Origin of the sequence: Nocardia sp. NBC_00508 (assembly GCF_036346875.1) — a bacterium.
Lineage (GTDB): Bacteria > Actinomycetota > Actinomycetes > Mycobacteriales > Mycobacteriaceae > Nocardia.
In genome coordinates this window covers 1286988-1305869 of the sequence record NZ_CP107852.1, presented here as the reverse complement: position 1 = coordinate 1305869, position 18882 = coordinate 1286988, and the positions used below count along the sequence as shown (strand labels likewise).

Sequence of the window (18882 nt, the reverse complement as noted above, 5' to 3'; positions counted from 1 at the left end):
CAAGTCGGTTCCGTCTACTCCAAAGGGACACAGATGAGTTCATCTCCCCCATCAGCGCCAGAGCCCGCCAGCCCCGGGAACGGCCAGGCCAGCAAGACGCGCAGGCAGCGCCGCGTTCGCCGTCGCATCGCGGGCGGGCTTGCGCTGCTGGTGGGCCTCGTCGGAGCAGGCTTCCTGGCATCGGCCCTGACGCCGGACCCGCAGCGCGCGACCGCGCACGAGGACCAGTCCGCGCTGATCCGCGAGGGCCAGCAGCTCTACGACACGTCCTGCATCACCTGCCACGGCGCGAACCTGCAGGGTGTGCCGGACCGCGGTCCCAGCCTGATCGGCGTCGGCGAGGCCGCCGTCTACTTCCAGGTGTCCTCCGGTCGCATGCCGATGGCCCGCAACGAGGCCCAGGCACAGCGCAAGCCACCGAAGTTCGACGCCCACCAGACCGATGCGCTGAGCGCGTACGTGGCGGCCAACGGCGGAGGCCCGACCGTGGTCCGGGACGCCAACGGCGAGATCGCCCAGGAGTCGCTGCGCGGTGAGGACATCGCCCGCGGTTCGGAGCTGTTCCGGATGAACTGCGCGTCCTGCCACAACTTCACCGGACGCGGCGGCGCGCTGTCCTCCGGTAAGTTCGCGCCGCCGCTGGAGCCCGCCAACGAGCAGCAGATCTTGGCGGCGATGCTCACCGGTCCGCAGAACATGCCGAAGTTCTCCGACCGTCAGCTGAGCCCGGAGGAGAAGCGCGACATCATCGCCTACGTCAAGAACTCGAGCGAGGAGCACAGCCCGGGCGGCTGGGATCTCGGTGGGTTCGGTCCCGCGACCGAGGGTCTGGCCATCTGGGTGGTCGGCATCACGCTCGTGGTCGGCGCCGCGATGTGGATCGGATCGAGGTCATGATGGATAAGGAGCGAGACGACATGGGTCGGCCGGATGACGGCCGCGACACGCGACCGTCGGACGAGTCGGTGAACGCCACCCCGGCGGAGCCGACCGAGGCGGAACTCGACGCGATGTCGCGCGATGAGCTGGTCAAGCTGGGTACCGAGCGCGACGACGTGAACGTCGCCTACCGGCGTGAACGTTTCCCGATCCCGGGCACCCGCGCGGAGAAGCGGGCCGAGCGCGCGGTGACCTTCTGGTTCGCCGTGTCCGGTATCGCGGCCGCGGCGCTGGTCGGCGTCTTCCTGTTCTGGCCCTGGGAGTTCAAGGGCACGGAAGAGGAGGGCCACGGGCTCTACTCGCTGTTCACCCCGCTGATCGGCCTGACCTTCGGCATCTCGGTGCTGGTCATCGGCGTGGCGGTGGTGCTGATCCGCAAGCTGTTCATCCCCGCCGAGCTGTCCATCCAGCAGCGGCACGACGGCCCCTCGCCGGAGGTCGAGCGCCGCACCCTGGTAGCCGAGCTGCAGGACGCGCTGGACACCTCGACGCTCGGTCGCCGCAAGATGATCACCCGCACCGCCGGCGCCGGTGTCGGCGTGCTCGGTATCGGCGCGCTGCTGGTGTTCGTCGGCGGCATGATCAAGAACCCGTGGGCCAAGGGCGACAAGTCGCCGCTGTGGGTCTCCGGCTGGACCCCGGACTTCCCGGGCGAGACCATCTACATCCGCCGCGACACCGGTCGCCCGGACGATGTCGTGCTGGTGCGCCCGGAGGATCTGGATGCGGGCGCCATGGAGACGGTGTTCCCGTGGAAGGAGAAGTGGCGCGGCGACGAGCACGCCACGCTGGACTCGCTGCGCGGTATCCGCAACGCCGTCATGCTGATCCGCCTGCGCACCGAAGACGCGCAGAAGGCGATCAAGCGCAAGGGCCAGGAGAGCTTCAACTACGGCGACTACTTCGCCTACTCGAAGATCTGCACCCACCTCGGCTGCCCGACCTCTCTATTCGAGCAGCAGACCAACCGGATTCTGTGCCCCTGCCACCAGTCGCAGTTCTCCGCGACCGAATGGGGCAAGCCGGTCTTCGGTCCCGCCGCTCGCGCGCTGCCGCAGCTGCCGATCACCGTCAACGCTGAGGGCTTCCTGGTCGCCAACGGCGACTTCATCGAGCCGCTCGGCCCGGCCTACTGGGAGCGTCGCTCATGAGTCCTTCTGCCGCAGCCCAAGCCAACGAGGCGGACGAGCGGTATCGTGCCGCGGCGTTCATGAAGCGGTCGATCAACAAGGTCTTCCCGACCCACTGGTCGTTCCTGCTCGGCGAGATCGCGCTCTACAGCTTCATCATCCTGCTGCTGTCGGGCGTGTACCTGACGTTGTTCTTCGATCCCTCGATGAGCCACGTCGTCTACGACGGCGCCTACCAGCCGTTGCGTGGTGTGACCATGTCCCGGGCCTACGAAACCGCGCTGAACATCTCCTTCGAGGTGCGCGGCGGCCTGTTCGTCCGCCAGGTGCACCACTGGGCGGCGTTGCTGTTCGCGTCGTCGATCATCATCCATCTGTTCCGGATCTTCTTCACCGGCGCGTTCCGCAAGCCGCGCGAAGCGAATTGGGTGATCGGTTCGCTGCTGCTGATCCTGGCGATGTTCGAAGGGTTCTTCGGCTACTCGCTGCCCGATGACCTGCTCTCGGGCACCGGCCTGCGGGCAGCGTTCTCGGGGATCACCATCTCCATCCCGATCATCGGCACCTGGATGCACTGGCTGATGTTCGGCGGCGACTTCCCCGGCGACATCATCATCCCGCGCCTGTACATCGCGCACGTGCTGCTGTTCCCGGGCATCATCCTGGCGCTGATCGCGGCGCACGTGGCGTTGGTGTGGTACCAGAAGCACACCCAGTTCCCCGGACCGGGCCGCACCGAGCACAACGTGGTCGGCGCGCGGATCGTGCCGGTGTTCGCCGCTGATCAGGGCGCGTTCTTCGCCTTCACCCTCGGCATCGTGGGCATCATGGGCGGCGTGTTGCAGATCAACCCGATCTGGAACCTCGGCCCCTACAACCCGTCGCAGGTGTCGGCGGGTTCGCAGCCGGACTTCTACATGATGTGGACCGACGGCATGGCCCGGTTGATGCCGCCGTGGGAGCTGTATATCGGTAACTACACCGTGCCCGCGGTGTTCTGGGTTGCTTTGATCATGGGTTTGGTGTTCACCGTGCTCATCGCCTATCCGTGGATCGAGAAGCGGCTCACCGGCGACACGGCCGCACACCACAACCTGCTGCAGCGCCCGCGTGACGTTCCGGTCCGCACGGCGATCGGCGCGATGGCGATCGCGTTCTACGTGGTCCTGACCCTGTCCTGCGTCAACGACATCATCGCCTACAAGTTCGACATCTCGCTGAACGCGACCACGTGGATCGGCCGCATCGGCCTGCTCGTCGCACCGCCGATCGCGTACTTCCTCACCTACCGGTTCTGCCTCGGCCTGCAGCGCAGCGACCGTGCGGTGCTGGAGCACGGCATCGAGACCGGTGTGATCAAGCGTCTGCCGCACGGCGAGTACATCGAGGTGCATCAGCCGCTCGGCCCGGTGGACGAGCACGGTCACCCGATTCCGCTGGAGTACCAGGGCGCACCGGTCCCGAAGAAGATGAACCAGCTCGGTTCGGCCGGTCAGCCGGGCACCGGCAGCTTCCTGCGCGCGGACCCGCAGGAGGAAAGCGACAGGCACTTCGAGATCGAACACGAGGAAGAGCACAAGCAGCTGAAGGTGCTGCAGAAGGCTCAGGAGGCGTCGAACGGCAAGCACGGCCACTGACCCCGCCACACGACGGCCCCGAGTCGAATCGACTCGGGGCCGTCGCGCGTCACGCCGCGGGTGTCACAGGCGCGGCGCCGCGCGGCGGGCGGCTTCGATGACTTCGAATTTGGCCAGGTTGTGCCGGGCGTCGGCGAGCGCGTCGTGCGCGTCCGGCGGGATCGGCGGGAGCTCGGGACGGCCGTGCGCCTCCCAGTGCTGGCGCAGCTCATTGGTGTAACGGGGTAGCGCGTTGGGCAGGTCGACCATGGAACCCCAGAGCTGGCACAGCGCCACATGGTCGTAGGCGGCGACCCAGGCCCACAGCTCCGGCTGCACGCTCGGCCGGGGCACCAGGAAGGTGTACAACTCGTCGCGGATCTGCGCGCGGCTGCGCCACAGCGGGGAGGACGGGGAGGGTAGCTGCGGTAGCACGAATTTGCGCACCCACGGTCCCGCACGGTCGGGATCGAATTCGGTGGACACCGCGTAGTACTCTCGGCCGTCCTCGCAGACGACCCCAATTGAGACCAAATCGATGGTCACTCCATCCTCGATGAATTCGCAGTCGTAGAAATATCTCAGCGAGATCGGTCTCTCCTCGACTTCCAGGTGCCGTTGCGGCAGGTGACGGGTTCCTAGCAAACCCTATGGTGACGGGTGAAGCGTGCTCGCAAGGACCCATACGGTGGAGATTTACGCCACCTTGGTGCGACCTTCCAGCACTGCCACCGGGTATCGCCGGAGGGCGGGCGGTCCGTATTCTGAACTGGTGAACTGGACCGTCGACGTACCCATCGATCGCCTGCCGGAACTGCCACCGCTGCCCGCCGAGCTGCGCAGACGGCTGGACGACGCGCTGGCGCGCCCCGCGCTGCAGCAACCGTCCTGGGATCCGGAACAGGCGGCCACGATGCGCACCGTACTGGAGAGCGTGCCGCCGATCTGCGTGCCCGCCGAGGTGGAGGAACTGCGGTCGCAGCTGGCCGAGGTCGCCCGCGGCGAGGCGTTCCTCATGCAGGGCGGCGACTGCGCGGAAACCTTCGCAGACAACACCGAGCCGCACATTCGTGGCAACATCCGCACCCTGCTGCAGATGGCGGTCGTGCTCACCTACGGCGCGAGCCTGCCGGTGGTCAAGGTAGCGCGGATCGCGGGCCAGTACGCCAAGCCGCGCTCCTCGGACATCGATTCGCTCGGCCTCAAGTCCTACCGCGGCGACATGGTGAACGCGCTGGCCGCCGACGCGGCGCTGCGCGAGCACGACCCGTCGCGCCTGGTCCGCGCCTACGCCAACGCCAGCGCCGCGATGAACCTCGTGCGCGCGCTCACCGGCGCGGGGATGGCCGATCTGCACAAGGTGCACGACTGGAACCGCGACTTCGTGGCTCAGTCGCCCGCGGGCGCGCGATACGAGGCGCTGGCCGAGGAGATCGACCGCGGCCTCGCGTTCATGACGGCATGCCGGGTCAACGATCCGAGCCTGAAATCGGCGCGCATCTACGCCAGCCACGAGGCGCTCGTGCTGGACTACGAGCGCGCCATGCTGCGCCTGAGCCAGAACGCGATCGGCGAGCCGGTGCTCTACGACCTGTCCGCGCACTTCCTCTGGATCGGGGAGCGCACCCGCCAGCTCGACGGCGCGCACATCGCGTTCGCGGAGCTGATCGCCAACCCGATCGGCCTGAAGATCGGCCCGTCCACCACACCCGAGCAGGCCGTGGAGTACGTCGAGCGGCTGGACCCGAACAACGAGCCGGGCAGGCTGACCATCGTGTCCCGCATGGGCCACACCAAGGTCCGCGACGCACTGCCGCCCATCATCGAAAAGGTGCAGGCCACCGGCCACCAGGTGATCTGGCAGTGCGACCCGATGCACGGCAATACGCACGAGGCGTCCACCGGATTCAAGACCCGCCACTTCGACCGCATCGTCGACGAGGTGCAGGGCTTCTTCGAGGTGCACCACGCGCTCGGCACGCACCCCGGCGGCATGCACATCGAACTGACCGGTGAGGACGTCACCGAATGCCTCGGCGGCGCCCAGGACATTTCCGATCTGGACCTGTCCGGCCGTTACGAGACCGCCTGCGATCCCCGGCTGAACACCCAGCAGTCGCTGGAGCTGGCCTTCCTCGTAGCGGAGATGCTGCGCTGAGCTTCGGCGCACCGTCGGTATCCGGTGCGCCGAGGTCAGGGGAGCGCGACCAGTGACACGGTGCTACCGGGCTCGACATTGGCGCCGATGGCGGGTGTCTGCGAAATGATCACCGACGAATCCGACCGGGTGAGCTGGCTGACCTGGACCTGTAAGCCCAGGCTCGTCAGCCGCGTCCGGGCGTCACCGACGGTCGCGCCGAGCAGACTCGGCATCTTCAACGCGTTGGAGACCAGCAGCACGACGCCGTCGCCGGACTGAATCGTCGCTCCCGCACCGGGTTCGGTGCTGATGGCATGGTCGGCCTCGACGCCGCGATCGAACTCGCTCCGGTTCTCGCGCACCGTGATCCCGGCCGCGGTGAGGATCTTCACCGCCTCCGCGGTAGGACGGCCTCGCACATCCGGCACGCGCACCGGCTGAGATCCCTTGCTGCGGAACACCTTCACCTGCGCGCCGAGAGGCAGCACGGTCCCCGGCCTCGGTTCCACCCTGGCGACGGTGCCTTTGGGCGCGGTGCTGGACTCTTCCCCGGCGTCGACCGGCTGTAACCCGCCGTCCCGGACCAGTTGGTTGACCTTCGATACCTGATCACCGGGTTTGACGTCCGGCACCTTGGGCTTGCCGCTGGAGACGAGGACCGCGACGGTCGACCCCTTGGTGACCTTGGATCCGGCCGACGGGTCGCTGCCGACCACGCCGCCCACGGGGATCGTGTCCGACGCCTTCTGCCGGACCTCGGTCTCGAACCCGGCCTCCTGCAGCGTGGAGACCGCCTTGTCGGTACTCAGCCCCGCGATCGGCGGGACCGGTGAGTAGCGGCCGAAACCGAGCCACCAGCCGCCGATGCCGACCAGCAGCGTGAGGGTCGCGACGATGGCCACCCACACCCACACGGTGCGCCGGGACCGGTTGCGTTCGTCGACGTAGGGCGAATACGGCGGCGCGGGGTGAGCCTGGCGTACAGGTGGCTGGTCGTAACCGTCCGGCGGACCGTAGTCGACCCGGGGGCGCTGTGCGGTTACCACTCTGGTGTGCTGCACCGGTTGCGGCAGGTGCGGCTCACGCACCGACGCTCCGGCGGGACCCTGGCGGCCGTCCTGCTCCGGCGAGACGGCTCGATAGCTGGCGCTGAGATGCTCGGCGGATTCTTGCGGCGCGGGCACCCGGTAGGAGGGCAGTTGCAGCGCCGTGCCGATCTGCCGCAGCGCGCCCGCCATCTCGTTCGCGTCCGCGAACCGGTGCGCGGGCTCGCGCGCGGTCGCCTTGGCGACCAACTCGTCGAACTCCGGCGGTACCCCGGAGATGAGTCCACTCGGGCTCGGCACGTCGTTCTCGATCCGCTGATACGCCACCGACAGCGAGGTGTCGCCGGTGAAAGGTACACGGCCGGTGAGCATTTCGAAGATCAGCAGGCCGAAGGAGTACACGTCGCTGCGGGAATCGGCGCTGCCGCTGGTGACCTGCTCGGGAGAGAGGTAGGCGGCGGTGCCGAGGACGACGCTCGCCGAGGTGGTGTTCGCCGCCGCGACCGCACGGACCAGGCCGAAATCGGCGATCTTCACCTCGCCCGCGTCGGAGATCAGGACGTTCTCCGGCTTGATGTCGCGGTGCACCAGCCCCGCCGAGTGCGCGACGCCGATCGCCGCAAGCACCGGCTCGGCGACAGCGCGCACCGCATGCGGCGGCATCGGGCCGCGCTCGCGCAGCAGCTCGCGTAGCGTGCCGCCCTCGACCAGCTCCATGATCAGGAAGGGGTGGTCGCCGTCGATGCCCTGGTCGTAGACCGCGACCAGCGACGGATGCTTGAGCTTGGCGACCGCGCGCGCCTCGAACTCGAACCTGGACAGGAATTGCGGGTCGCCGGCGAACTTCGGATCCATCACCTTGATGGCGACCGGCCGGTCCAGGCGGGTATCGACCCCGCGGAAGACCATCGACATGCCGCCGCGGGCGATCGGCGCATCGATCCGATAGCGCTCTTCCAGCATCTGGCCGATCAAGTGATGTCCTCCGGCTTTCACAAAGCTCTCACCCCTCGCGCGATACCTGCGACAAGCGATCAACCGCTCCTTGCGGCCCCCACGATGGTATCGACTCCCACCGCACCGGGTGTCTCACGACCTGCGAAGCCAGACCGTCTACCGTTGTCCGGGTGAGTGCATTTCCCTGCAGTGAGGACGTCCTTCCCCAGTCGGTGACCCTGGTGCCGCTGCCGGAGGTGGCCGAACGACTCGGGCTGGTGGTGACCCGGGTGCACCAGATGCTGCGCGACCACCAACTGATCGCCGTACGCAGAAACGGTGTGGCCGGCATCCCGGAGCGCTTCTTCGACGACACCGGCGCGGTGGTGAAGCCGCTGCCCGGCCTGATCACCGTGATGCGCGACGCCAGGTACACCGAGGAAGAGATCCTGGAATGGATCTTCAAGGAGGACGACAGCCTGCCCGGCAAACCGATCGACGCCCTGCACGGCCCACTCGCCCGCGAGGTATTGCGCCGAGCGGCAGCGGACCCGTTCTGAAATATTGGCCGCGCGGGCGCGGCGTGTTCGCGGCCCCCTTATGGCTCGCGTCCGAGCGACCGCCGCTGGCGACTTCGTCGCGGACGCGGCGGCCACTGGGACGCGAGCCGGGCCGCGAACGGGGAATGCTCGGTCTCGCTTCGCTCGGAAATGGGGGGTGGGCCGATGTGGTTGCGTTGGGGTGGTAGCCGGGGGATGTGGGCGTTCGCCGTCTCGGTCGCGTGGTCGCCGCTGGCGGGTTCGTCGCGGACGTCCCTATTCCGCGGTTGTCCGGGAGATCCGGGAGGAGCTGAGCCTGGCGGTGCCGCTGGGGCGGCTGTTGGTGGTGGATTGGGTTCCACCTGGGCTTTATCCCAGTGATGGGGTGATGATGGTCTTTGATGGGTGGGATGCTGGGCGCCCATCAGACAGCGGAAATAGTCCTTCAGGCTGAGGAGCTGCGGGGCTGGAGGTGGTGCGACGACGTCGAGGCCGCGAAGCGGCTGCCGGACGTGTTGGCTCGGCGGGTGGCAGCAGCGCGCCGAGCGCGGGCCGGGAGTGCGCTGGCGTATCTGGAGGATGGGTTCGCTATCCCGTGACGTGGACGACCTGCGTCGATGCTATGGCGCGAAGCGCAGCGGCGGCTGGCCGTGGCGGGGCGACGAAGGCCGCGAACAACAGGGCCGCGAGGGCGTAGGTCAGCGCTGGAACCCGTCGCGGAGGGTGGCGGTGGTGAACTCGATGGCGGCTACGCGGAGGCGGTGGTGGCGGGGGACGACGGCGCGGTGGTCGAAGACGGCGTAGTCGCTGCGTTCGATGTGACGCAAGATGTCGGCGTAGAGGGTGGTCGCGGTGCGGATGGCGGGGCGGACGCGCGGCTCGAGCAGGGCGATGCCGGGCTCGGCGCGGCGGTAGAGACCGCGGTTGACCGCGATGAGGTGGGCGAGGGCACGGCGGACGCGCGGGTCGGTGCGTCCGGTGCGGCGGCATTCGAAGAGCAGGTCGTCATCCACGCCGAACGCGGCGAGAGCGTCGGCGGGTAGGTAGATGCGGTCGCGATCGAGGTCCTCGGCGACATCGCGCAGGAAGTTGGTGAGCTGGAAAGCCTCGCCGAGGGCGGCGGCGGCAGGTTCGGCTTCGGATACCGGGGCGACGGTGCCGAGCACAGGTAGCAGCTGCAATCCGATCGCGGCCGCGGAGCCGCGCATGTATTCGTGTAGCTCGGCCATGGTGGCGTACCGGTTCCGGAAGACCGGGGCGCCGGGCACGTCCATCCGCATGGAATCCAGGAACGTCCAGAAGTGCTGCGCGGCAATGTCGTAGCGCCGGATGGTGTCGGTGACGGCGGCCAGGATGAGCGTGCGTGGTGGCGCACCGGCCTCCCCGGTATGCGTGGATACCGGGTTCGCGGCGCGCGGCGAACCGGTCGTCGCGTGGGTGCGTGGTTCGAGTGCGCCGCGCAGCTCCCGCTCGATCAGGTCGAGTTCTTCAGCGGGTCCGCGACCAGGCGTTCCGCCTCCGTCTGCTGCACCAGGTTGCCCGGTGCGGTCGACGATGTCGTCCACCATCCGCGCGAATGCGTACAGAGCGTGCACCGCGGGCCGCCGCTCGGCCGACAGCAGCCGGGTGGCCAGAAAATAGGTGCGGCCGTGGGTGGCGGCGATCTGTCGGCATTCCCGGTAGGCGAGGGCGAGCAGGGCTTCCGCCGGTAGGTCGTCGTCGTTCATGGAGCGGTCGGCGCGGCGGTGACGCTGGTCCGCGTGGCGGCGGTGCTCGGCGGGCTGGCGCGCAAGCGCAGCGGGTCCACCGTGCGCAGTGACAACGCCGCTACCACCGCGGCGAAGGTGGCGGCGACGACGTGCCAGAAGTTGTACAGGCCGATCGAGCCGTCCGGCTGGAAGACCAGCATGAGCCAGGTACACACGCCCACCAGCGCCATCAGCGTCGTGGTGGACAGCGCGAACCCGGCGGCCAGCGCCAGCGGCCACGAGTAGTACCAGGGCAGTGCGGCGGGCGAGAGGATGACGATCGCCACGAACGCGATCAGGATGCCCAGGACCGCCTCCCGCTCGCTGTGCCGGAACCGCCACCATGTCCAGGCCAGCACCGCGACCAGGGCCAGCGCGCACATCGCGCGGGTCACCTCGAGCACCGACTCCAGCCGCAGCGGGGTCACCCAGGTGACGGCGTGCGCCATCACGGTGGGCAAGGAAAGCCAGTTGATGATCTTCTTCGACCCGGACAGCGCGGTCAGCCAGCCGATGCCGACACCGGCGATGGCCGAGGCCGCCACGAACACGACCGCGAACACGCTGAGCCCGAGGCCGGCGATCTTGGCGAACATCACCGCGGGGTGCGGCATGTCCTCGGTGGGCTCGGCGGCGTCACCGGGTTGCTCGCTCGCGGGCAGGTGCGCCGGGTCGCGCCCGACTCGCTGCGCGGCGCGGCGTTCCCGTTCGTGCAGCATCCAGATCCAGACCAGGAATGGCAGCGCCACGCCCGCGGTCGCCTTGATGGCCACGCCGATCGCGACGACCACGATGCCCGCCACATGGTGCCGCTCCAGCACCAGCGCGATGCCCGCGCACATCAGCCCGACCATCAGCATCTCGTTGTGCACGCCGCCGATCAGGTGGATCAGCACCAGCGGGTTGAGCACCGCCAGCCACAGCGCGACGGTCGGCTTACCGCCGAGATGCTTGGTCAGATACGGCACCGCCCACATCATCAGCACCAGGCCGGGCAGCATGACCAAGCGCATCGCGATCGTGCCCGTCACCACGTTGTCGCCGGTCACGGCGGTGATCGCGCGTCCGAGCAGCAGGAAGACCGGCCCGTACGGCGCGGTGGTCGTGGTCCAGACCGGGCTGACGTTGTCCAGCAGCACACCGGGATTCGCGACCGGCCCGACCTGGTAGGGATCGAAACCGTCGCGCAGCAGCGCGCCCTGCGCCAGGTAGGAGTAGGCGTCGCGGCTGAACATCGGCACGGCGAACAGCAATGGCGCGATCCAGATGCCGACAATCGCGCGCAACTCGTTGAGCGTCACCCCGGCGCCGATCCGGTCGCCGGTGCCGATCGTGGCGCGCCCGAGCCGGACCCAGGCGGTGATCATCAGCAGCACACCGATCCAGATGCAGATGGTGGACAGCGCGTAGCCGTGCCCGAACCGCAGCCAGGACAGGTGCATGGCCTCCAGCAGCGGGTCGCGCTTGCGGACGCTGCCCGCCCCGAACCCGCCGAAGGTGATCATGACGGCGCCGAAGAATCCGAGCAGAGCGGCGTGGCCCTCGGGGCTTCTGGCGAAGTCGGCGTAGGCGCGCATCCACCACAGGAAGCCACGGGGGGCGGCCGATTCGCGACGCGCGGAGGTGGGCGATGCGTCGCCGGTGCTGCCGGTGGCGGCGGCCTCTGCGGTGCGCGTTTCGGGGGATGCCATCTGGTGTCGGTCCCCCCGAGTGGTCGGCGGTCGCAACCGCGAGCGAATAGGTCGGCGCTTAGTTTACGGCGTCGCCTCGAACACTATCCGGCTGGTGCGGGGGGTTCCACGCGGAGCGGGCAGGACAGGTCCGGAAATGCGGGTTGCCGCTAGTTTTCCGGACAGCAGCGCGGTCGGCACGCCGACGCCGGGGGTCGTGCCGCAACCAGCGATAACCACGTTGTCGCTGGAGCGGGGGAAATTGCTCGGCCGAAACGGACCGGTTTGCCGGAAAAGGTGCGCCGCGGAGAACGGTGTGCCCGCCAGCATTCCGCGGTCGAGCCAGGTCTGCGGCGTGTCGAGTTGGTCGACGGCGAAGTGCTCGGCGATGCCGTGGTATCCGCGCGCTTCCAGCACGGTGAGCAGCTCGCGCAGGTAGGCGGGCCCGAGCCGCGGCCAGTCCAGCGCCGCCGCCACCAGATTCGGGCACGGCGCGAGCAGCGAGAACGGTTCGTACCGTCCGTCGCGCCGGTCGATGAACAGGCTCGGATCGGTGAGCGCGGGACGGGTCAGCAGCAGGGAGGGGTCGCGCATCAGCGCGCCGCGGCCGCGGCGGGCGGTGATCTCGGCGAACGTGGTGTCCCAGGCGTGCCCGAATTCGATGGTGTGGTGTGCCTGGACCGGCCAGCGCGCCGCGATCGCGGCGGGGACGGTGCCGTGCGCGACGACCGCCGAAGGCGAGGCGCGCAATCCGCGCCTCGGCCGCAGGCCGAAACGGTCGAGCGACCCGAGGTCGGCGGTGAGTACGAGTGCGTCGCAGTCGAAGGAGCGTCCGTCGGCGGTGCGGGCGCGCCGGGCCCTGCGGCCCGCGTAATCGATACCGACCACTTCGGTGCCGAGTTCCAGCGTGCCGCCCGCGTCGGTGAACGCCTGCGCCAGCGCCTCGGTGACCGCACGCATGCCGCCCTCGGGGAAATAGACGCCCAACGAGGTGTCCATATGCGGGATCGCGCCGTACACGGCGAGCGCTTGGGCGGGAGGCATGCCCGCGTAGAGGGCCTGGAAGGTGAACAGGCGGGCCAGGCGCGGATCGCGCAGGAACCGGCGCACCCGGGGCCCGAGCCGCCCGAAGCCGCCGAGGCGCACCAATTCGACCAGCGCGCGGCGCTTTTCGGCGATACGCACCATATCCAGCGGCGAGTCGAAGTTGGTGTCCATGAACTCGGTGAACTCGGCCGCGTAGACGCGGGCGAGCCAGTCGCGCAGTCGCCGGTACCCACGCGCCTCGGCGGGGCCGCAGGTCCGTTCGACCTCCGCGGCCATCGCGTCGGGCTCGGCGAACACCCTGATCTCGGCGGCGTCGGCGAACCGGGCGTGATAGCCGGGCGCCAGCCGGTGGATGCGCAGCGGCGGGACACAGGTGTCCGGTGCGCGGCCGACGGCGGCGAGCGCGTCGGTGATCAGCTCCGGCAGCGTCAGCACGGTGGCGCCGGAATCGATGTCGTAGTCCGCGCCGCGGTAGCGCCCGACCCGGCCGCCGGGATGGTCGGCGCGCTCGAGCAGTGTGACCGTATGGCCCGCGCCGGTCAGGTACAGCGCGGCGGACATCCCGGCCAGGCCCGCGCCGACGACTACCACCCGATCAGTCGGTCCCACAACGGTTCTCACCTGGCTCAGTCCCTCGCTGCGGCATCGGAGGCGCCGTGCCTCGGCAGAGTCGCGGCGTTCACGCGGCGCGTTTGGTCGCAGCCAACGCCATCGCGCGCAGCCGTTCCTTCGCCACGGGCGTGGCCGAACTGGACTCGATGGCCGCCAAGCCGCTGTCGGTGAGTTCGGTGATCCGGCGCTCCACCTCGTCGACCGCGCCGAGTTCGATCAGCAGTGCGCGCAGCCGCTGCACCGCCTCCGCGCTCAGATCGGTGCCGATACCGGCACGCAGCAGGGCCGCCGCGGCGGGGTCGCCGACGTCGGCGCGGCGCAGCGCCTCGGCCAGCAGCACGGTGCGCTTGCCTTCGCGCAGGTCGTCGCCGGAGGGCTTGCCGGTCACCGCCGGGTCGCCGAAGACGCCGAGCAGGTCGTCGCGCAGCTGGAAGGCGATGCCGATGGCGGTGCCGAACGTGCGGTATGCCTCGATCAACCTCGGTTCGGCCTGGGCGATGGCCGCGCCCAGATGCAGCGGGCGTTCGACGGTGTAGGCGGCGGTCTTGTAGCGGTTGATCCGCAGCGCGGCCTCGACCGATTCGTCCGCGCCCGCCTCGCCGTTGATGTCGAGCAGTTGGCCGCCGAGCACCTCGGTGCGCATATCGGCCCACACCGGCGCGAACCTGGCGACGGCCGCGGGCGCGAGACCGGACGTGTGCACCATGTCATCGGCCCAGGACAGCGCCAGATCCCCGATCAGGATGGCCACGCTGGCGCCGAAGTGGCCCGAGTCACCCGTCCACCCGCGGTCGCGGTGGCGCTGCTCGAAGTCGACGTGCACGGTGGGGAAGCGGCGGCGGGTACGGGAGGAGTCGATGATGTCGTCGTGGATCAGCGCGCAGGCCTGGACCAGCTCCAGTGCCGAGCAGGCGGTGAGCACCGCGCCCGCCTCCGGTCCGCGCGGATCGCCGCCCGCGCCGAGCCACCCGGTCCACGCGAAGGCGGGCCTGGTGCGTTTGCCGCCGCGCAGCACGAACTGCTCCAGCGCGTCCACGCCCTCGACGAAAACCGGGCCGAGGCGCTCGACGGTGCCGCGGCGGGTGGCGAAGAAGCTGGTCAGCGCGTCTTCCACGGCGGTGGCGAAGGCGGGGGTGCCCGGCTGCGGCACGGCGGTCTGCGGCGTCTGAGTACCGGTTCCGGCGGACAGGGGAGCCTCCAAGGTCGTGCGGGTGGTGGACGCGCGTCGTCGCTGGCGTCCGGGTGCTGCGGGTGATTCGCGGCCGAGCGAGGACGGTCGCGCGTGTCGTCCGGCGTGGCGAAAATGCCGCCTCGATCCGAAGGATACGCGGGGCGTTCGAGCGACCCGACGGCGCTGCCGCCGGTCACCTCTACACTGAACCGGTGACTTTCGACAACGTGCGGGGAAGCTCGACCCCTGGCCGGCCTTCCCGGACGCAACCGAACGTCTCTGCCACCCCCTCGGTCGTTCAGAGTCTGCGGGCGCACGCGGGGCGCGCGGTGCCGTTCTCGGTGGAGTTCAATCCTCCTCGCGACGCCGCCGCCGAGGCGCGGCTGTGGCGCGCCGTTCGGCAGTTCGAGTGCATGCATCCCGCGTTCGTATCGATGACCTACGGCGCGGGGGGGTCCACTCGCGACCGCACCGTGCGCGTCACCGGCCAGCTCGCACAGGAGACCACGCTGCTGCCGGTCGCGCACCTGACCGCAGTGGAGCACAGCGTCGCCGAGCTGCGTTCGCTGGTCGGCGCCTACGCCGACTCCGGCATCCGCAACATTCTGGTGCTGCGCGGCGACCCGCCCGGCGATCCGCTCGGCGAGTGGCACAAGCACCCCGAGGGCGTCTCGTACGCCGAGGAAGTGGTGCGCATCGTGCGCGACCTCGGCGATTTCCACGTCGGCGTCGCCTCGTTCCCGCAGGGGCACCACCGCTCACCGGACCTGGAGACGGACACCGCGTTCCTGGCTGCGAAACTGCGTGCGGGCGCGGAATATTCGATCACCCAGATGTTCTTCGACGTCGAGCATTACCTGCGCCTGCGTGATCGCCTCGCGGCGTTCGACCCGATCGAGGGTGCCAAGCCGGTCATCCCGGAACTGATGCCGATCACTTCGCTGCGCACCGTGCAGCGAGCCGAGCAACTGTGCGGCCGACCGCTGCCCGCCGCCGTCATGGACCGGCTGCGTATGGCGGCGGGCGACGGCCCCGAGGAGAACGCGGCCGCGGTCCGCGCGGCAGGCATCGAGATCGCCACCGAGATGGCCCAGCGGCTCATCGACGAGGGCGCGCCCTGCCTGCACTTCATCACGCTCAACTTCGCCAAGGCGACCAGCGAGGTGCTCACCAACCTCGGCTACGGCGTAACGGCCACACCGATCAGCGCCTGAGCCGCGAAAGTCGGCGCAGCCTGCGCCGGGCAGGGCGAAGGTGAGGCCGTCGTGATGGCATGCGGACCGGTGGTCGCCTCCCGGCGCCGCCGTATGCCTGACACCCGCGGTCGTCCATAGCGTCCCCTAGACGCTTTCTGCCGCCCGGAGTTGCGCGAACCACGTCGTGACGGACTGCTTGTAGCCATCGGGCATGTTCAACCCGGCAATCTCATCCTCGCGGAACAACCCGACTTCCTTGTGTTCATGTGACAGCACGGGCTCGGCGCGGGTATCCGGGTAGCACCCGTACGTCACGATGAACACGTGCCGCTCGACCTCGTTGATGTAGTAGACCCACGAGTCGAGAATCGGACCGGTGGTTACCGGCCACTGCGTTTCCTCGGTAATCTCGCGCGCTAGGCACTCTTCCGGGGTCTCGGTGGGTTCGATTCTGCCGCCTGGCAATTCCCACTCGTCCCGCTCGTTCTTCAGCAGGAGGACCTGACCGTCACGAACTACGACCCCTTTGATCGAGATCGAGTACGTATGCGGTACGTAACCGGAGGCAGTCATGTCCGCGACGCTAGCACCGGCGCGGGCGCAGGGCAGCCGGTTGCGCGGTGACGGTCTGTCAGTGGACGCTTGGCGTCACCGCCGCACCGATCAGCGCCTGAGCTGCCCGTTCCGCGCGCGGCCCGTGGTCGGCGATGTCGAGCCGCGCCGCGTCCGCGTCGCAGAAGCGAGGGGGCTTATCCAGTGATGAGTCGCGTGACGTATTCGGAGTCGGTGAGGTCGTTGACGATGATTGTTGCTCCGGCCGCGCAGAGTTCATCCGCGTCGCTATTACCGCTGGCCACTGCGATGACACGCACTCCAGCTTCGATGCCTGCTTCGATGTCTTTGGGGGTGTCTCCTAATCGACTGGCTTGCAGTAGATTCCCGCTCCATAGCGAACTCGGCCGATCAACTACGACTTGATACCTGCGTGCCGTGCGAGGCTTTGAAGTCGGTCACTTGCGCGGTGCTGCCGCACTGCCGCCGTGTTGATGATGCCTTTCACCGCCGGACTCGACGCGAAGTGCTCAGGTGACGAGACACGGGACTCCTGCAGGGCATCCACTGCGGCGTCCAGCTTCCCGGCCTGCAAGTACGCGCGGGTAGTGTCCAGCCAGAAGTACGCTTGTCGCTCCACCGCCATCCCCTTCGGCAGGCGGGTGCCCTCGGCTATATCGATCGCTCGTCCGGGTTCGCCGAGGTCGACCTCTGCGCATAGCTGATACAGGCGGACGTTCGCGGGGCCCACCGGGCTGCCGTAGACGATGCGGTCACCGAATCCACGGGCCAACAGCTCCGCTTCCCCGAGGTGCGCCCTGGCTGTGTCGGCGTCGCCCGTTGATGCGGCGATCGTGCCTGCACGCATGTGGAGGATGCTGTACACCGCTGCCGCGGTCTGGTCTTCCTCGACCAAGGGATCGATGTCGGCCATGGCGCGGGTGAGCAGTCGGAGTGCCTGCGCGGTCGCACCGACGCGCGCAAGGGTGGCGGCCTTCACGTAGTGGGTGGTGGCCAGTAGCAAGGGGTCACCTGAGCGGGACGCTGCCCACTCCATGCGCTCGGTGGCGGTCAGCGACAGGTCGGCGTACCCGAATTTGTGCGCCACGGTGTTGGCGGCGCGGTAAGCGTCGGTGAGCATCGCGTACGCAGGCCCGCCCGCCTCGTGGCCTGAGATGAGAAGCCGGTCAACCAATTCCGGCAGCACGCCGATGATCTTCCGATACTGTGTGTCGCGTCGCCACCTGCCAACCTGTGCGACGATGCCGTGCAGCTTTTCGATCGGCTCCGGTTCGAGGTCCGGGTCCATGAGATCGATCGCTGCCAGGGTCCGGCGCAAGACCGGCAAAATGTCGAGCAACTGCTCTGGTTCGTCGCCTCCGTACAGCCGGGATGCGTCCACTTGCAGCGCCGTTGCTATCGAACCGATCCACACCGTGGATGCTGACGAGTGCCCGCGCTCGACCTGGGCAAGCATCGAGCGAGACACGTTCGCTCGCTGGGCAAGCTGGAACTGCGTCAGACCTCTTAGCTTGCGGATCTTTGCGATCCGGGCTCCGACGGATTCGCTGTCAGTCACCCCCACACAGTAACAGCGAACTTCGAACATTCTTCGAACATTCTCGGCCTACCAGGCACTTAACGTCACAGTCAGGTCCCCGACGCCGGGCGACGGCCTTCCCTTATCCAGCCACACACCACCGGCGTCTGTGACGCAGCCGAAGGGTTGCGAAACCGGGTGCCCGTACCAACGACGCAGGGAGGCTCGGAGATGGGTTGGGATGACAAGGACGGCACCGACGACGTACAGGACGCTGCGGACCTGAAGGCGCGAGTGATCGAGCACGGCCAATTGCGCCGAGGCGGTGAGCGATGAGGGGAACACTCAACGAATCACAAGCCGCCGTGCTCGCGGTGCTCGCACCGGGTGGAATGCTGACGGTCGCGCAGCTCGCACGTGACTGTGAGCTGACGCAGTACCGAGCACGGGCAGCGGTCTCGGCGCTGTGCTCGCGCGGCCTGGTCGTCGGCGGGCGCGGACGTCGGAATGCGCGGTATGAGATCACGGCGCGCGGGCGCAGCGTTCTCGCCACACGAGGCAGGGCGTTCTTCCCTCGGCCCGCGAAAGCGCGGGTATGACCATGTCGACGACACAACTCGTATGCGCGACCATCGCCATTGTTCTGCTGCTCGGCGTCACACTCTTCTACGTGCTGCCGTACGTGATCGACCGGCCGGGCCGTGCCGACGGTCAGCTGCCGGTCGCCGAGGTGCTTGCGCGGGTAGCCCGCGACCAATGCCACCGGGCACCGGATCGGCCCTACACCGTCGCCGAAGCACAGCGCGTGTTCCGTAGACGCATCAACTGTGACGTGAATGCTTGTGGCGCAAAGCACGACGCGTTCTGGCTGCTCGTGGACGAGGGCTTGATCGTGCCGGCGAGGGAGATTTCGCGGTGAGTTGGATCAAACGGCTATTGCGACGACCCGACAGCCTCGACAGCCGTCAGTGAGTGCGAACCCGACGTAGACCCGCGGCTC

At 68.6% G+C, this 18882-nt stretch carries 17 protein-coding genes; 8 read left to right on the top strand and 9 right to left on the bottom strand.

Features of this window, described 5'->3' with window-relative positions:
- The first annotated feature begins 33 nt into the window (after window positions 1–33).
- From qcrC to qcrB, 3 genes are read left to right on the top strand one after another with little or no spacing between them, the layout of a single operon-like run.
- A complete protein-coding gene (qcrC, locus tag OHA40_RS05740) occupies window positions 34–897 on the top strand; it encodes a cytochrome bc1 complex diheme cytochrome c subunit (protein ID WP_330232017.1) in 864 nt (287 codons plus the stop codon).
- 20 nt (window positions 898–917) lie between these two features.
- A complete protein-coding gene (gene qcrA / locus OHA40_RS05735; RefSeq protein ID WP_330232016.1) occupies window positions 918–2090 on the top strand; it encodes a cytochrome bc1 complex Rieske iron-sulfur subunit in 1173 nt (390 codons plus the stop codon).
- Window positions 2087–3706 (top strand): cytochrome bc1 complex cytochrome b subunit, encoded by a 1620-nt coding sequence (gene qcrB, locus OHA40_RS05730; protein WP_330232015.1) that lies wholly within the window; start codon window positions 2087–2089, stop codon window positions 3704–3706. The genes qcrA and qcrB overlap by 4 nt, the downstream gene beginning before the upstream one ends.
- Before the next feature lie 63 nt (window positions 3707–3769).
- Here the strand turns inward: qcrB and OHA40_RS05725 are convergent, their stop codons facing one another.
- Window positions 3770–4270 (bottom strand): polyadenylate-specific 3'-exoribonuclease AS, encoded by a 501-nt coding sequence (locus OHA40_RS05725; RefSeq protein ID WP_330234066.1) that lies wholly within the window; start codon window positions 4268–4270, stop codon window positions 3770–3772.
- Between the two features lie 187 nt (window positions 4271–4457).
- Between OHA40_RS05725 and OHA40_RS05720 the strand changes: the two genes are divergently transcribed.
- On the top strand, window positions 4458–5843 hold the full coding sequence (locus OHA40_RS05720) for a class II 3-deoxy-7-phosphoheptulonate synthase (protein WP_330232014.1): 1386 nt from the start codon (window positions 4458–4460) through the stop codon (window positions 5841–5843).
- A gap of 35 nt (window positions 5844–5878) precedes the next feature.
- Here the strand turns inward: OHA40_RS05720 and pknB are convergent, their stop codons facing one another.
- Complete coding sequence (gene pknB / locus OHA40_RS05715) at window positions 5879–7846, bottom strand: Stk1 family PASTA domain-containing Ser/Thr kinase (protein ID WP_330232013.1); 1968 nt, start codon at window positions 7844–7846, stop codon at window positions 5879–5881.
- A 152-nt stretch (window positions 7847–7998) separates the two neighbouring features.
- On the opposite strand from pknB, the gene OHA40_RS05710 reads away from it, so the two are divergent.
- The gene (locus tag OHA40_RS05710) at window positions 7999–8367 is read left to right on the top strand and encodes an Rv2175c family DNA-binding protein (protein WP_330232012.1); all 369 of its coding nucleotides are present in this window, start codon (window positions 7999–8001) and stop codon (window positions 8365–8367) included.
- Window positions 8368–9044: 677 nt separating this feature from the next.
- On the opposite strand, the gene OHA40_RS05705 is transcribed toward OHA40_RS05710, so the two are convergent.
- From OHA40_RS05705 to OHA40_RS05690, 4 genes are all read right to left on the bottom strand, one after another.
- Window positions 9045–10073 carry a phytoene/squalene synthase family protein gene (locus OHA40_RS05705; RefSeq protein WP_330232011.1) on the bottom strand — a complete coding sequence of 343 codons (1029 nt, stop codon included), beginning with the start codon at window positions 10071–10073 and terminating at the stop codon, window positions 9045–9047.
- On the bottom strand, window positions 10070–11785 hold the full coding sequence (locus OHA40_RS05700; protein WP_442943934.1) for an alpha-(1->6)-mannopyranosyltransferase A: 1716 nt from the start codon (window positions 11783–11785) through the stop codon (window positions 10070–10072). The genes OHA40_RS05705 and OHA40_RS05700 overlap by 4 nt, the downstream gene beginning before the upstream one ends.
- A gap of 63 nt (window positions 11786–11848) precedes the next feature.
- On the bottom strand, window positions 11849–13372 hold the full coding sequence (gene crtI / locus OHA40_RS05695; RefSeq protein ID WP_330234064.1) for a phytoene desaturase family protein: 1524 nt from the start codon (window positions 13370–13372) through the stop codon (window positions 11849–11851).
- Window positions 13373–13490: 118 nt separating this feature from the next.
- On the bottom strand, window positions 13491–14624 hold the full coding sequence (locus tag OHA40_RS05690; protein ID WP_442943933.1) for a polyprenyl synthetase family protein: 1134 nt from the start codon (window positions 14622–14624) through the stop codon (window positions 13491–13493).
- A gap of 182 nt (window positions 14625–14806) precedes the next feature.
- Between OHA40_RS05690 and OHA40_RS05685 the strand changes: the two genes are divergently transcribed.
- A complete protein-coding gene (locus tag OHA40_RS05685) occupies window positions 14807–15808 on the top strand; it encodes a methylenetetrahydrofolate reductase (RefSeq protein WP_330232010.1) in 1002 nt (333 codons plus the stop codon).
- Window positions 15809–15934: 126 nt separating this feature from the next.
- Here OHA40_RS05685 and OHA40_RS05680 read toward each other — a convergent pair whose 3' ends face one another.
- The 3 genes from OHA40_RS05680 to OHA40_RS05675 form a co-directional block, all read right to left on the bottom strand.
- A complete protein-coding gene (locus OHA40_RS05680; protein ID WP_330232009.1) occupies window positions 15935–16363 on the bottom strand; it encodes an NUDIX hydrolase in 429 nt (142 codons plus the stop codon).
- A 176-nt stretch (window positions 16364–16539) separates the two neighbouring features.
- Window positions 16540–16647: a hypothetical protein gene (locus tag OHA40_RS34665; RefSeq protein ID WP_442944028.1), complete on the bottom strand. Its 108-nt coding sequence runs from the start codon at window positions 16645–16647 to the stop codon at window positions 16540–16542.
- Between the two features lie 110 nt (window positions 16648–16757).
- Window positions 16758–17921: a helix-turn-helix domain-containing protein gene (locus tag OHA40_RS05675; protein ID WP_330232008.1), complete on the bottom strand. Its 1164-nt coding sequence runs from the start codon at window positions 17919–17921 to the stop codon at window positions 16758–16760.
- Window positions 17922–18214: 293 nt separating this feature from the next.
- Between OHA40_RS05675 and OHA40_RS05670 the strand changes: the two genes are divergently transcribed.
- Window positions 18215–18481 carry a helix-turn-helix domain-containing protein gene (locus tag OHA40_RS05670; protein ID WP_330232007.1) on the top strand — a complete coding sequence of 89 codons (267 nt, stop codon included), beginning with the start codon at window positions 18215–18217 and terminating at the stop codon, window positions 18479–18481.
- Between the two features lie 2 nt (window positions 18482–18483).
- Window positions 18484–18801, top strand: coding sequence for a hypothetical protein (locus tag OHA40_RS05665; protein WP_330232006.1), 318 nt, complete (start codon window positions 18484–18486; stop codon window positions 18799–18801).
- Window positions 18802–18882: the final 81 nt, after the last annotated feature.

Bases quoted from the DNA above. Each gene is read 5' to 3' on its own strand.
- qcrC (WP_330232017.1), top strand. From the start codon at position 34: ATGAGTTCATCTCCCCCATCAGCGCCAGAGCCCGCCAGCCCCGGGAAC.
- qcrA (WP_330232016.1), top strand. From the start codon at position 918: ATGGGTCGGCCGGATGACGGCCGCGACACGCGACCGTCGGACGAGTCG.
- OHA40_RS05700 (WP_442943934.1), bottom strand. From the start codon at position 11,785: ATGGCATCCCCCGAAACGCGCACCGCAGAGGCCGCCGCCACCGGCAGC.
- OHA40_RS05665 (WP_330232006.1), top strand. From the start codon at position 18,484: ATGTCGACGACACAACTCGTATGCGCGACCATCGCCATTGTTCTGCTG.
- qcrB (WP_330232015.1), top strand. From the start codon at position 2,087: ATGAGTCCTTCTGCCGCAGCCCAAGCCAACGAGGCGGACGAGCGGTAT.
- OHA40_RS05670 (WP_330232007.1), top strand. From the start codon at position 18,215: ATGAGGGGAACACTCAACGAATCACAAGCCGCCGTGCTCGCGGTGCTC.
- OHA40_RS05705 (WP_330232011.1), bottom strand. From the start codon at position 10,073: ATGAACGACGACGACCTACCGGCGGAAGCCCTGCTCGCCCTCGCCTAC.
- crtI (WP_330234064.1), bottom strand. From the start codon at position 13,372: ATGTCCGCCGCGCTGTACCTGACCGGCGCGGGCCATACGGTCACACTG.
- OHA40_RS05680 (WP_330232009.1), bottom strand. From the start codon at position 16,363: ATGACTGCCTCCGGTTACGTACCGCATACGTACTCGATCTCGATCAAA.